Source organism: uncultured Metabacillus sp. (genome assembly GCF_947503125.1).
In the GTDB taxonomy this organism is placed as follows: Bacteria; Bacillota; Bacilli; order Bacillales; family Bacillaceae; genus Metabacillus.
Genome location: NZ_CANNCR010000081.1, coordinates 1 through 13543, shown reverse-complemented (window position 1 = coordinate 13543; position 13543 = coordinate 1). Strand labels below are relative to the sequence as shown.

Genomic DNA, 13543 nt, shown 5'->3' with positions numbered 1-13543 from the left:
TGTACTAGTTAGTACGTTGTTTGTTAATCGAAATTAACGTTGGCACGCTTGGTTTTGTTTAGTTTTCAAAGATCATTATCATGTCGTTTCGTCTAGAAGCGACTTTCTTAATATATCATTTAACAACTCGATCGTCAACATCTTTTTTATAATATTTTTTCATTGTTGTTAATAATGGTATCGCTCGTAAGCGACGAAAACTAATATAACATGTAAATTTAATATGGTCAATAATAAATCTCAATTTTATTAATCAATTTGAAATCTTATTAAATATTCTTAACAAAAGTTCGTTTCTTTCCTTTAATGCCCTTATCTTTATCTCGCTCGCTTCATCTTTACTCAATAACTCTTTTACAACATTGATTTCATTTATAAGAAGATCCTCTAGTTGCATCCTTTCTTTATCATTAAATAAATAATACAGCATTTCCTTCCTCCAAAAGTATTTGTTTTTCATTATTTCTAATTTCCTTCATTTCTAATCATTTTCATCTGAGACTTAGCATAAACTTGTCTCAAGAGTAAGTAGGACGAGGAGGACCATTATGAATCAATTTCATATCATTCATATGAAAAAAATTAAACAACTAGCTTTGATTATTATGGCAGCTTTCTTTACAGCAGGGATTTTATATGTAGAAAATATATTGAATTTCCCTGTTTTCTCCACTTCAGATGGACCGAAAGCTATTTACCGGGGAGAAACGAAAAATAACGAAATTGCTTTAACCTTTGATATTAGCTGGGGAGATGTAAAAGCAGAACCAATTCTTGATACGTTAAAGAAGCATAATATTAATAATGCCACCTTTTTCCTCTCTGCTTCCTGGGCTGAGAGGCACCCAGATATTGTAAAACGAATTGTTGAAGACGGACATCAAATTGGCAGCATGGGGTATAAATATGAAAATTATCGGGATCTTGAGCCAAATGAAGTAAGAAAAGATCTATCACTGGCACAGGAAGTTTTCACAGAACTAGGTGTCAAGAATGTTACGTTACTTAGACCGCCAAGCGGAGGCTTTAATAAGGAAGTACTATCAATCGCACAAAAACACGGTTATACCGTAGTTCATTATAGTATAGATTCTGATGACTGGACAAATCCTGGAGTAGATGAAATTGTTAAAAATACGACATCTTCTATAAAAGGTGGAGACATTGTTCTCTTACACGCCTCTGACTCGGCAAAACAAACAAATAAAGCTTTGCCTGTCATAATAGGAGCGATTAAAGAAAAGGGACTAAAAAATGTTTCTGTTGGAGAGCTTATTGCCAATGCCGAGACGAAATCAAAAGAAATTAAATAAAACTGTAAAAAGAGCTAGCACATCCTAGCTCTTTTTCTTTTGGATAAATTTAGGAAGCATCAATAATTGATATGCATTACAGACCTGTAATGGGATCAGCATAAGTAATAGCCAATCCTTTTCATTTACTCTCAATGCCGGAAACCATTCAATTGTTGTAACTACGACCATAAAGAACAGCGCAGGGATAAACGCCTCTTTATTCGTAATTGATTTTTTGATAAAAGCGACAATAATGGCAACAATAAAAATATAAACGGCCATTAACAAATATGGGAATATTGTTTCATTTTCCTCTGCAAATAGCTGAAAACGGAAATAAACTAAATCAAATAGAACAAATGCGATTAATACAATCTGCGCTAAGTTCCACATAGACACCGAGCGGAAAATCCCTAATCCAAACCTATGTACTGTTAAATAGGCGAAAAAGCCCATCTGACTAATGACACTGAAGATTAGCCCAACTCCAAAAAGCCAAAATAAGATTGAAATGATCTCCTTAAAATCAAACCGAAGAAACAGTTCATTATATTCTGACCACTTTAACGCAAATCCAATAATACTTGTAGCGATTCCGCCAACAAGTAAAGTACTTAGAAAGAAACGAACCCAATTTCGACTATTCACTCCACTATCCTCCATCATGTTACTTCTATTGATTTTACCAATCCTTTATTAAAATTGCCACATGATAAGCATTTTCCTCGTATAAATTCTCCTTTCTAAATCAAAATATAAATAGTAAGTTGAGAAAAGAAAGGAGCTTGGATTAACATGAAGAGATACTCGCTCCTCATGATTATAGCAATGTTGATTTTTACCGTCATATCCGGATGTGCTCCAAGGGAAGAATCCGTCGGACAGGTAGATTACGAAGAAACAAAGAAAATGGTTGTAGATATATTAAAAACAGATGATGGAAAAAAAACCCTTCAAGAGGTTATGAAGGATGAGGAAATGAAACAAGTCCTCATAATGGATCAAAAGGTTGTTACCGACACAATTGAAAAAACTTTAACATCTGATAAAGGGGCAGAATTTTGGAAGAAGGTCTTTGAGGATCCTAAGTTTGTTGAAACATTTGCAAAAAGCTTGCAGGAAGAGCATGAAAAAGTGATTAAAGGGTTAATGACTGACCCTGAGTATCAAAAGCTCCTTATCGATGTTTTCCAGGATCCTGAATTGGAAAAAAGCGTGCTAACTACTCTTAAAGGCCAAGAATTCAGAAAGCATCTTCAGGATGTCATTATGGAAACCTTGAATAGTCCTTTATATAAAGTAAAAATTCAAGAAACTTTATTAAAGGCTGCCGAAGAAGCTGGAGCAGGACAGCAAAGCGGAGGCGGACAAGAAGATCAAGCCAACCAAAGTGAAGAAAATGCAGGTGGCGGTGGACAGGAAGGCGGAAGCTAAAAAAGATTATCTCACAAAAGGGTCTGACCCCTCCAAATATTGGAGGGGTCCTTTGTTTTTTATGCTTTTACTGGTATGATTTCTGTTATTTGTTCAGCAATCGATTGATAAATTTGTCCTGTCGGATGGGCCTCGCCATACACGGATGGAGCAAAATCCTCATCATTCCAATCAGGCTGTTGCAAAGGAATCTTCCCAATCAGTGGTACTCTAAGCTCCTCTGCCAGCTTTTCCCCACCGCCGCGGCCAAACACATATTCTTTTTCTCCTGTTTTGGCACTTTCAAAATAAGCCATATTTTCGATGACTCCGACAATTTCATGGTCGGTTTGAAGAGCCATTGCTCCGGCTCTTGCTGCAACAAACGCCGCCGTTGGATGCGGGGTTGAGACAATAATTTCTTTACATGACGGGAGCATGGAATGTACATCTAATGCCACATCACCTGTGCCTGGAGGTAAATCTAATAATAAATAGTCGAGCTCTCCCCATTCCACTTCATTGAAAAAGTTAGTAAGCATCTTTCCTAACATAGGGCCTCTCCAGATAACCGGTGCATTATCTTCCACAAAAAAGCCCATAGAAATGACCTTTACGCCGAATCGTTCAACAGGGATTATTTTTTCGCCTCGCACAACTGGTCTTTTCGTAATCCCCATCATATCAGGAACACTGAACCCATAAATATCAGCATCAATTAACCCCACCTTTTTCCCTAAACGGGCGAGGGCAACAGCTAAGTTGACGGAGACCGTTGATTTCCCAACTCCTCCCTTTCCACTTGCAATTGCTAAAAAAACGGTTTTCCTTCCAGGTGACACTAAGGAATCAGATTGAGCGGAAGACTGATCATAAAAAGCAGCGATTGTTTCTTGTGGAAGCTCATGGAAACGAAGCCCTACAGATTCTGCCCCTGCTTCCTTTACTTTTGCAACGATTTGCTGTTGTAATTGCAGCTGTTCTGCCGTATTTGTTTTTGAAATTCCTACTTTTACGCTAACATGAGATTTTTCTTGTTTTATTGCGATTTCTTCTATTGCATTAAGCTCTTCTAACGATCTATGTAAAAAAGGATCTTGTAGTTGTCCGATTATTTTTCGTAGTTCTTCTTCATGCAGCATGTTTACCACCCTTTTTGATTTCGTTTACATTAGTATAACATACTTACCAAGAAGGGAAGATTGATAAGCACTGAATTGTTTATTCAGGCGGGTTTTTTTCATTTGAGAAATATCTTAATATACCAGTGTAGATCGATGCTGCAATTTTTTCTTGATACTTATCTGTAGCAAGCATTCTTTCCTCCTGGGGGTTTGATAAAAATCCTACTTCAACGAGAGCTCCTGGTTTTTCCACATTTTTAAGCAAATAGATCCCGTCAATAGGCTTTGCTACACGTTCTGTATTTTCAAGATTTCTTCGAAGCTCATCTTGGATAAATTTTGCCACATGTTCATTTTCGATAAATTTCCCATGATAAAAGGTTTGTGCACCGCTCCATCTTGATGAGGGAATGGCATTTAAATGGATACTTAAAAATAAATCGGCATAAGACTCATTGATGAGTTTTACCCGCTTCTTTAAATCCTCCGCTTTTCTTCTGCTGTACCCTTTTGTGTCTTTATCTGCAAGGTCGACATCCTTTTCTCGTGTTAATAAAACGAGCGCACCTTGTTCTTGCAAATATTCTCTAACCTTTAGAGAAATACTTAAGGAAATGTCCTTCTCTAAAGATGAACTGCCAACAGCTCCTCCATCCGGTCCTCCATGTCCTGGATCAAGGTATATAATCTTTCCAGTTAAGGGTAAATTCCATGATTCCCAAGAATTATTATTGTTAAATTGCCATTGAAATAAAATTAGCAACAAGACAAACCCTGCTATAAAGCCAAATAACTTTATTTTTTTATTCATATTATTCCCTCCTGCTCGTCCTCTTTTCAATATATGGGACAATTAGGAGGAATATGATAAGGAAGTACAAGACAGTATCTGTTAATGAAGCCTTAATTTATAACGCTTTTCACCTTTAATAAAGCCTTGTTTCCACCATGACTGGATAAAATATTCACAAGCAAAGTAAATTTCATCAAAGGAAATGTCCTTTTCATTCATTTTTCCCCAGTTTGTTAAGTAATCAAACAAATCATCGATTAACCGTTTTTCCTCTGATTGGCATCTGCGATTTGCCGATTGCATGGATTCCCCATAATAACCAAATCGGCTATATTTTGCTCCAAGTAAAAATGCTTCTATCGCAAAATCAATACAGCCGTCCTCAATGACCGTCTTTTTAACTTTTTCAGCAAAGCTTCCAAAGCAACCTTCAATACCACTCTTTATTTCTGATAAAGAAAGCTCTCTTAGCATTTTCTTCTCATATTTTAACTCTTTTTGGTGTCTTTTCTGCTTTAAAGAGATAATATCATTCATCTTAGAAGCCTCCCTTATATGTATTGTTTAACCCGACTTCTTTATCATTCGTGTGATCTCTTGCCAATTTACCTTTCTTGGTAATAACTTATATCTCCCTGAAAACAGGAATATAAATAAATAAAGCGGATTTCGAGGAGGGATAGAATGCTCATTCATGTGATCCAATTTGGGGAAACACTGTGGGCGATCGCCAGGAGGTATAGTGTTACCATTCAGCAAATAGCTGCTGCAAATCAATTGGAGAATCCGAATCAACTAGTTGCTGGATTAGCGCTTGTTATACCACCCCCTTATCAAACCCATACTGTCCGGTATGGAGAAACATTGTGGATGATCGCCAGACGTTATGGAATAACTGTTCAAGAAATCGTTCAGGCAAATCAACTAAATGACCCTTCACTCATTTATCCAGGAACCATTTTAAGAATTCCGGCAAAAAGCCATACGGTCCGAACTGGGGAATCTTTATGGCAAATTGCTCAAAATTACGGTACTTCCGTTCAGGAGATACTTAGAATCAACCAAATCGAACAACCGAATCTGATTTATCCAGGGACGGTTTTAACCATTCCTGTTACTAAGCCTGTTATTGATGTGAATGCCTATACAATAAACACAGGAGAGACTGGGGCAAGTGAAGTTCGGGAAGCAGGAGAATTCTTAACCTATTCGTCTCCCTTCGCCTATATCATGAGAGAAGACGGAGGATTAACGTCCATTAACGATGATGCCATTATCCAAGCTTCCTTTGATGAGAGAGTAGTCCCTATGATGTGCATAACAAACTTTACCTATCGGGATCCCGGTTCCAGGCTTGCACGAACAATCCTTTCCAGCACACAAATCCAGGACAGATTGCTAACAAATATTCTAACCACCATGAGAGAGAAAGGTTATCTCGGATTAAATGTTGATTTTGAAAATGTTTATCCAGAGGATCGTACATTATACAATCAATTTTTACAGCGTACGGTTGACCGTCTTCACCCTGCAGGATTTTTTGTGTCAACAGCCCTTGCGCCAAAAACGAGCGCTGAGCAAAAAGGATTATTATATGAAGCACATGATTATCCTGCACATGGCAGAATTGTCGACTTTGTCATTTTAATGACCTATGAATGGGGATACAGATTAGGTCCTCCCCAGGCGATTTCGCCACTTAACCAAATTAGGCGGGTATTAGACTATGCCGTTTCCGTTATTCCACGGAGCAAGATCTTCATGGGCTTTCAGATCTATGCCCGTGACTGGCTGCTTCCCCATGTACAAGGACAGGAGGCAGAAACATTTAGTGAACAGGAAGCGGTACGCAGAGCACTTCAATATGGGGCTGTCATTCAATATGATGCTGTTTCACAAACGCCATTTTTCCGTTATATTGACGAACAGGGACGCAGCCACGAAGTTTGGTTTGAAGATGCCCGCAGCGCCCAGGCCAAATTTGATACAGTAAAGGAATACGGACTTCGCGGTATCAGTTATTGGGTACTTGGTTATCCATACCCACAAAACTGGCAGCTGCTTAAAGACAATTTTTCCATTCGAAAAATACTTTAGTTGTTTTTTGAGTGCATTTTACTATCCAGACCTACCCCTGCATATATTTTTTAAAGGAAAAAAGTGACAGGTGGGATGAATGAAAATGAATACTTATGACGTCAGAAACGCGATTCATTATTTTCACACGAAAATTCATGAAACGAACCACCCTTATTATTGGTACTATTCAGCTGATACACAAGCAAGAGCCGGATTGACAAACGATGCTTTGCAAACGATTGATCAAGCCTTGTCATTCCCAACTCCTTACGAACAGCATCTCAAAGAAATGAGGGCAAGCCTTAAACGCTTCGTAGATCCTAATAAACCTTCTGTTGTAGCTGCAAAACGAGGAGATATTGATGGTGACAGGATGAAAGACCTTGTCATGCTTAGCGCTAATAAAACCCCTGATAGTCCATTTTGGAAAAATATTACGTTGGTCGTCCAAAACGGAAGAACTCAGCAATATGAACAAATCTCCTTGAAAAATAACAGCGGGTACAATCCTACCCTTTTTCTAGGGGATGTTACAGGGGACAAAGCAGATGATATTTTAGTGGTTATTGATACTGGAGGAAGCGGCGGTATGATTTATGCCTATATATTTTCCTCTCTCAATGGAAAGATTACGGAAATTTTCAATTCTGATGCTTTTAATGAAACATATAAGTACGATGTGAAGTATGAAAATCAATATAAAGCAGCAGTGACAAGCTATCATCAGGAAAGGTATATTCTTGACCTTACTTATAAGGGAAAGGAATATTTATCTGAGATTTATACGAAAAATGGCTTATTAAAGGCACCGATCGAAGGATAGGTAAATCCGTTATCCGGTTTATATCCTATTGATTTTAACAGGGACGGTACATACGAACTTGTAGCATATCAGAGGATTGCCGGGAGATACAATGCTGATTCACTCGGGTTTGTACAGACTGTTTTAAAATGGACCGGCCATACTTTTGTTCCTGACCGGCAAAGCGTGTCTATTTTTGGCGGACAGATATAGATGAAAAGGGCTGACTCTTGTTGAGAAAGCCCTTTTCATCATTATATAATGTTTTTACTTTGCTAAATTTGCTACTTCTCCAGGAGATAATGCACCTTCATAAATTCGTACTTCATCCATTAACCCCTTAAATGGTGTATCCCACCAGTTAACACCTAAGCTAAAGTTTGCGTCAGTTGTTGTAAAGATATTCGGGAAGTTCGTTCCTGTAAACTTTTGTTCCCCATTAACATAAACCGTGATTGTACCGTTGTCTACTGTGAAGGCCAAATGTGACCATTCCCCTTGCTTGATTGTCATGCCTGCTGAAGCATCATACCATCTAGCACTACCAGACCAAACCATTGTATTTCCGTTTGCTGGTCCATTTGGTACAAGGCTTACCCAGTTATTACTGTCTCGCGCCCCAAAGAAGGTTGTCGTAAAGGTCGTTAATTGTTCAGGCTTTAACCAAAGCGAGACGGAATATGTGTTACTGGAAATTAACCCATTCGGCAAGCGAATACCTGATTCTCCGTTAAACACCGCAGCCTGACCGTTTTTTCCTTCAGCATATGTTATCGTACCGCCGGTATTATCGATTCGATTACCCGTAATCATACCTTCTCCAAATGTTTTAGTACTATCAATAATGTTATTTTCAAATGCATAATGTGCCGATAATCCAGCCTCTTGATATGGCAGTACTGTAATTGTAAAGGTTTTTGTTTTTGTTACTTCACCTTTTGTGATGGTTGCAGTCAGTTCAGCCGTTAATGGACTTTCTCCAGCCTCTGGTCGAGTAATTTCTCCTGTCTCTGTGATAACGTTAGGATCAGAAGTTTTCCATGAAATAGTTGTATGACGAGTACCTTCTGTTGGAAGTGTTAAATTGGCGATAACCTTATCAGTATCACCGAGATCTAAATCTTCATAAACAGCCGCTGCAATCTCTTGATCTGTTTGATCTTGAAGTTTGCTTCCCCATACAGAAACACCTTCTTTTGATATCGCTGTAAATGTCATCACATGACGCTCAGATGTCGGATCCCATTGACGTACGAATACTCCGTTATACGTCATTCCGTCAATTGTAAGCTCCGCTTGGTCGTGGCTTGTTTTTTTCCAAGTACCTTGAAGATTACCAGAAACTGTATTGTCTTTATTCAAACGGATTAAAACGGATTTATGGATTGTTGATGATGTATCCTTTTCGTGGTTAATAAATTTATATTCACCAATGACATCCTGTCTGTTCACTTTATCAATGGTTTCACCTGTATAGCGGTATGGTGCGGCAACCGGCCAACCATCTTCGTTCATAAACAATTGATGGATACGAAGCTCATGCATCTCCCCTGTTTCTGGGAAACGTGTATGGAAAACTAAAAACTTCTGACCTGTTTCCTGGTCGTAATAAACGGAATTATGTCCTGGCGCAAGATAACCGTATCCTATTCCAGTACCTGGGTCTCCTACTTTTCTTTCAAACAGGAAATTCCCCATAAGCTTTAATCCATATGGTGAATGATCAACATTCCCTGGTAACACTGCATTTTGTCCTTTTGGATCTAAGTACGGGCCATCCGGGTTTTTTGATCTGAATACCCTTATATTATAGCCACCGTCTGCACCGAGCCAGCCGTAAGATACATAAAGATAATAATAGTCAGTATTCTTGTCATAAATGACATAAGGCCCTTCTCCAGATTTTGTATATCCCCCTGAAATTTTCGTTCCAAAATAGCGGTCGATGAGTCTGCCATCCTTAGTCTCTCCATCCTTACCTGGATGGATAACTTGTCCAGTCGCTTTATCTACTTCAAGCGCAAATATCCCGCCAGACCACGAGCCATATGTCATCCACAGCTTCCCGTTCTCATCGTAAAACAAGTTAGCATCAATGGCATTTGGGTAGGTAGCATTTTCATAAGAACCATCACTGTTAAACCATGCTTCATTCGGGCCGGCTAATGTCCCGTTATCAATCAGTTTTTTAATATTTGTATTTGTCCATTTCTTATTTACTTTACTATTGTTATCATATGCCTCTTCTTCCGTAAATCCTGAATAGATAATGGTATCAACATACTTATACGGTCCCTCGATATCCTTTGCAACGGCATAACCAATAGCAGAACGGATATAAGTAGAGGAAGCACTATAATAAATCATGTAAGCACCCTTCGTGCCATCTTCATTCACATAGTCTTTGTTCCAAAACACATCAGGAGCCCAAACAGCAAAGCCGCCTTTACTATCAGAATCATTTTCACCCGCCCAAGCAAAGGAGCCCGCTAGATTTTTTGATAAGTCTCCATAAAGTACATTTCCAGGCGTTGTATAGCCATTCGTAAATCTTGACCAGCTAATTAAATCCTTTGACTTTGCTGCCTCAATATGAGAACCAAACACATAATAAGTATCTCCATCTTTTACAATAGATGGGTCATGTACAGACACATTTTGAAAGTTCGGTGCTTCGCCTTGAGGATCAAGGTTTGGTTTATTACTATTATCGCTTGGCTTACTAGCAGCCTTGTCCGCCCCTATCCCTATAACAGCACTTGGTATGATTAACACAAGCATTAACAAGCCAAATGCCAATCTCCGTTTCCAGCTCTTTAGCATATAAAAATTCCCCTCTCTTATAAACAAAAATGTAAACGCATCCAATTTAAGATGATAGAAATTGCAATATTATCACATCTCAAGCCAAGGTATAGAGTTATCTCTCGTTCTGTGTAAAGCTAAAGTATAGAGCCTAACTTGGTGTATGAAACGTCTTTAGTATGATCTACTCTTTACTAGAAAGAGTTTGGTGTAAGGATGATGGAGTAATAATATGAAGCATTTATTGTGTATTCTAAGTTGACGAGCTTTGAAGATAGTAGTTGTAAACAGTTTAAATTAATGACGTAATTCCCCTCCTTCTGAAAATGTCTCTTCTGGTATTGGTTAACGCTTACAAAAAACCAGTAGTTAATATATTTATTAACAACTTAATAATAATATGAAATATAACATTCATCAAGCGTGACCTTTTTACTATTTTATTTATTTCGTTCACCTTTTTGTTACCCTGTTAAAATTCCCACTGTAATATAGCTTAATAAAAATGCGCAAGGCGACAAGCATAAGGCGAACAGGAATAGAGGGTGTATTTACCTTCAATTCCTGTTTGACTAGATGGCGCTTGGAGCTAGACACAAAAAATAAGTACAAAAAGTTATATTTTCCTAACGATAAAAAACCCCCAACCACATCCGGTTGAGAGCCTTTGTTTACTTATTCAAAATAAGATAGAAGTCCTTAAGTTCATTCTATTGCATTAAGGCACAATCACATCAGTTTCAATCAAGCGCGGATGGATCTTTTTCGCTTTCGCATAGGTTTCATCTGTGTTTACTTTATATACATGCAGTTTTAACCCGGCATTTTTGATTTTTTTGGCCGTTTCTTCATTGATATTATGAATGGATGTTGTATAAATAGCGTTATTGTATTTCTTTAACTCTTGAATATCGGCCTCTACATTCGTTAATGCATTTCCCAGAAATGTCACGGTTGCTTCTGGGTACCATTTATTAAATTGATCTCGGATACTTTGATTACTTAGGACAAAGAAGGAATGATTTAATACATTAGCATTTTTAGCTTCTTTCATGATGCCATCCACAAATGCCTTGTCCTCCCATTTTCCTTTTGAACCGTCAAAATTGATACCTAGACCGTATTTATATGCTTCTTCTAAAACTTCATTAAGTGTTGGAACCTTATGATCTGTCACATTGCCATCTTTATCTTCAATCGAAAAGCTTTGAATTTCCTCTAATGTTAACTCTTCAACCATTCCAGAGCCGGTTGTTGTACGGTCGACCGTTTGGTCATGCATTAACACATAATGACCGTCTTTCGTCTTTTGAACATCGATTTCAACAAAACCATATCCTAATAAACCGGCTTGAGTGATGGACTCTAATGTATTTTCTGGAGCTGCCACCTGTGCTCCGCGATGGGCACTTAACTCCATTTTATTACTTTGCAGCCAGTTATTATTCGGCTCTGCACTTACAGCATGCCCGAAAAGTCCAGATGTGACAAACATACACAATGTAGCAAGCAACATGAATCGCCTCTTTTTCACTTTTTCTCCACTCCTATTGTATGATTATGTACACCTTTACATTACCTAGCTGTTGTAAACTGCAGATTAATTTTCTATTACATTTTTGATAATTTAACTGTTTTATATAAAATCACTAGTGTACTTGATCTTATGTTTTACGAAATATGGAGAAAAGCCAATCAAGATTTCCTTTAGGCTTTTGAATTGCCTTTTCCAATCGTTTATTAAATTCATTTTGTGAACGCCATTCTTCTTGCTGTTCTTTGCGCAAATTTTGAATTTCTCTTTGGAGAAATTCATTTTTTTCTTTTTCTTGTTGGAGCAATTCTTCGTAATAGATCTTTTGTTGTTCAGTTAGTTTTTCAATTTTCGCATGGGTTTTTTGTGATGAATTCCCGATGCTAGAGCTTATTACATGGTGATCTTGCTGGAGGCGGGCAACTGTTGTTTTAAGCTGAGTCATATCGTTTGTCAGTTGAACATTCAATTCACGTGTTGCAGCGAGTTCATTCCCTAAATATAACAAGAATTCTTTTAATTGATTGGGATCGTATGGTAAGTTTTCATATGTATCGGGTACCGCTATTTCTGTATCACTGGATCCTGTTAATTTTTCTTTTTGCTGATCCACTAAGTCCTTTGCTGTTTCATCAAGAGGTTTGTCCGTATCGCGTAACGCTATAAGTGCTTCAATATCGGATTGAACAAAGATACGCCGATCACCATCTTTTAAAAACTCATATCCATTCCGCTCTAAGATTTGACCATACTTCCGGACCGTAGGAGTTGCAATTCCTACTTCTTCTGCCACTTCCTTAGAAGAGTAGGCTCGTTCATTTGATTGAATATCATTTCGCATAGTAAATCTCCTTTCCTTTTGAGATAAAGGTTTTTATTAAATTTCAACGTTATATCGCCCTGCGATACAGAGCACAAAAAGCCGCTCAACCTCTTACTTATGAATTTTACCAAAAGATGAAGTGTTTTTGGTCTAGTTTATCTCACTGTCTTTTGTTTTGACTTAAATCGCTTGATTAGATCGCCCAATATATCGGGCTCTTTCTATATATTTCGTAGTCAATCTCATTTATTGTAGTTAGGACTGTAAAAAATTCTCTTTAATTTATTCATTGGAACGTAAAATCATCTTAGAAAGAAATTTCTTAGAGAGAACTAGAAAAATTTCTTTCTAATTTGTATGGTCAAAATGGAGCAAAAGCAACCAATTCCTTTGTTTAACTCAACTAACGCTTGCTGCAACCCGAAATGATTGAACTCTTGCACCAGTTAATGTTTATCCCAGCTCATAATATTTTCTAAATTGCACATCTTAATATCATCGAGAGGTGAGTATTATGAAAGATAGAACTATATTAAATACATTGACTGCAGTTGGAATAGGTGGAAGCATATTCTTTTTATTAAGAAAAAAAGGTGATCTAAAGGACTGGTTTCTTATTTATTTTATTAAAACTTTAGTTTCTACTATATTTGATGGACCCGTCATAAAGCAGAAATACTTAAAATATCCACAGCGTTATTTTCCTAAATTATTTGACTCGAATATTGTATTTCTTTATGTGATATTTCATTTATCATGTGTGATGTATAATCAATTTACTTATAAAATGAAGCCACTTATGGATAGGTTACACTTAGCTGGACAAAAAAATTAAGGGCTAGCAGACTGATAGAGAAATAAGTATATCAACCCTT

Annotated in this window: 12 protein-coding genes and 1 pseudogene; 5 read left to right on the top strand and 8 right to left on the bottom strand. The window is 37.5% G+C overall.

Annotation, left to right across the window (positions count from 1 at the left end; genetic code table 11):
- Positions 1 to 253: 253 nt before the first annotated feature.
- Positions 254 to 460 (bottom strand): hypothetical protein, encoded by a 207-nt coding sequence (locus Q1B07_RS24330; RefSeq protein WP_299094770.1) that lies wholly within the window; start codon positions 458 to 460, stop codon positions 254 to 256.
- An 88-nt stretch (positions 461 to 548) separates the two neighbouring features.
- Between Q1B07_RS24330 and pdaB the strand changes: the two genes are divergently transcribed.
- Positions 549 to 1313 carry a polysaccharide deacetylase family sporulation protein PdaB gene (gene pdaB / locus Q1B07_RS24325; protein ID WP_299094768.1) on the top strand — a complete coding sequence of 255 codons (765 nt, stop codon included), beginning with the start codon at positions 549 to 551 and terminating at the stop codon, positions 1311 to 1313.
- Positions 1314 to 1337: 24 nt separating this feature from the next.
- Here the strand turns inward: pdaB and Q1B07_RS24320 are convergent, their stop codons facing one another.
- Positions 1338 to 1943: a KinB-signaling pathway activation protein gene (locus tag Q1B07_RS24320; protein ID WP_299094767.1), complete on the bottom strand. Its 606-nt coding sequence runs from the start codon at positions 1941 to 1943 to the stop codon at positions 1338 to 1340.
- Between the two features lie 147 nt (positions 1944 to 2090).
- On the opposite strand from Q1B07_RS24320, the gene gerD reads away from it, so the two are divergent.
- Positions 2091 to 2729: a spore germination lipoprotein GerD gene (gene gerD / locus Q1B07_RS24315; RefSeq protein WP_299094763.1), complete on the top strand. Its 639-nt coding sequence runs from the start codon at positions 2091 to 2093 to the stop codon at positions 2727 to 2729.
- A 59-nt stretch (positions 2730 to 2788) separates the two neighbouring features.
- Here the strand turns inward: gerD and Q1B07_RS24310 are convergent, their stop codons facing one another.
- The 3 genes from Q1B07_RS24310 to Q1B07_RS24300 all read right to left on the bottom strand — a co-directional run bounded on the left by Q1B07_RS24310 (position 2789) and on the right by Q1B07_RS24300 (position 5162).
- The gene (locus tag Q1B07_RS24310) at positions 2789 to 3850 is read right to left on the bottom strand and encodes an Mrp/NBP35 family ATP-binding protein (protein ID WP_299094761.1); all 1062 of its coding nucleotides are present in this window, start codon (positions 3848 to 3850) and stop codon (positions 2789 to 2791) included.
- A 79-nt stretch (positions 3851 to 3929) separates the two neighbouring features.
- Positions 3930 to 4643 carry an N-acetylmuramoyl-L-alanine amidase CwlD gene (gene cwlD, locus Q1B07_RS24305; protein WP_299094759.1) on the bottom strand — a complete coding sequence of 238 codons (714 nt, stop codon included), beginning with the start codon at positions 4641 to 4643 and terminating at the stop codon, positions 3930 to 3932.
- 81 nt (positions 4644 to 4724) lie between these two features.
- The gene (locus Q1B07_RS24300; protein WP_299094757.1) at positions 4725 to 5162 is read right to left on the bottom strand and encodes a DUF2521 family protein; all 438 of its coding nucleotides are present in this window, start codon (positions 5160 to 5162) and stop codon (positions 4725 to 4727) included.
- Between the two features lie 147 nt (positions 5163 to 5309).
- Here Q1B07_RS24300 and Q1B07_RS24295 point away from each other — a divergent pair, with 147 nt between their 5' ends.
- Both Q1B07_RS24295 and Q1B07_RS24290 read left to right on the top strand, forming a co-directional pair.
- The gene (locus Q1B07_RS24295; protein ID WP_299094755.1) at positions 5310 to 6722 is read left to right on the top strand and encodes a LysM peptidoglycan-binding domain-containing protein; all 1413 of its coding nucleotides are present in this window, start codon (positions 5310 to 5312) and stop codon (positions 6720 to 6722) included.
- 271 nt (positions 6723 to 6993) lie between these two features.
- A pseudogene (locus Q1B07_RS24290) lies at positions 6994 to 7719 on the top strand (VCBS repeat-containing protein).
- Positions 7720 to 7773: 54 nt separating this feature from the next.
- On the opposite strand, the gene Q1B07_RS24285 reads toward Q1B07_RS24290, so the two are convergent.
- The 3 genes from Q1B07_RS24285 to Q1B07_RS24275 all read right to left on the bottom strand — a co-directional run bounded on the left by Q1B07_RS24285 (position 7774) and on the right by Q1B07_RS24275 (position 12686).
- Positions 7774 to 10329: a LamG-like jellyroll fold domain-containing protein gene (locus tag Q1B07_RS24285; protein ID WP_299094752.1), complete on the bottom strand. Its 2556-nt coding sequence runs from the start codon at positions 10327 to 10329 to the stop codon at positions 7774 to 7776.
- 700 nt (positions 10330 to 11029) lie between these two features.
- Entirely contained in the window at positions 11030 to 11845 is an 816-nt protein-coding gene (locus Q1B07_RS24280; protein WP_299094750.1) for a glycerophosphodiester phosphodiesterase family protein, read from the bottom strand.
- A gap of 130 nt (positions 11846 to 11975) precedes the next feature.
- Entirely contained in the window at positions 11976 to 12686 is a 711-nt protein-coding gene (locus Q1B07_RS24275; protein ID WP_299094748.1) for a hypothetical protein, read from the bottom strand.
- 496 nt (positions 12687 to 13182) lie between these two features.
- Between Q1B07_RS24275 and Q1B07_RS24270 the strand changes: the two genes are divergently transcribed.
- Positions 13183 to 13503, top strand: coding sequence for a CBO0543 family protein (locus Q1B07_RS24270; RefSeq protein ID WP_299094746.1), 321 nt, complete (start codon positions 13183 to 13185; stop codon positions 13501 to 13503).
- Positions 13504 to 13543: the final 40 nt, after the last annotated feature.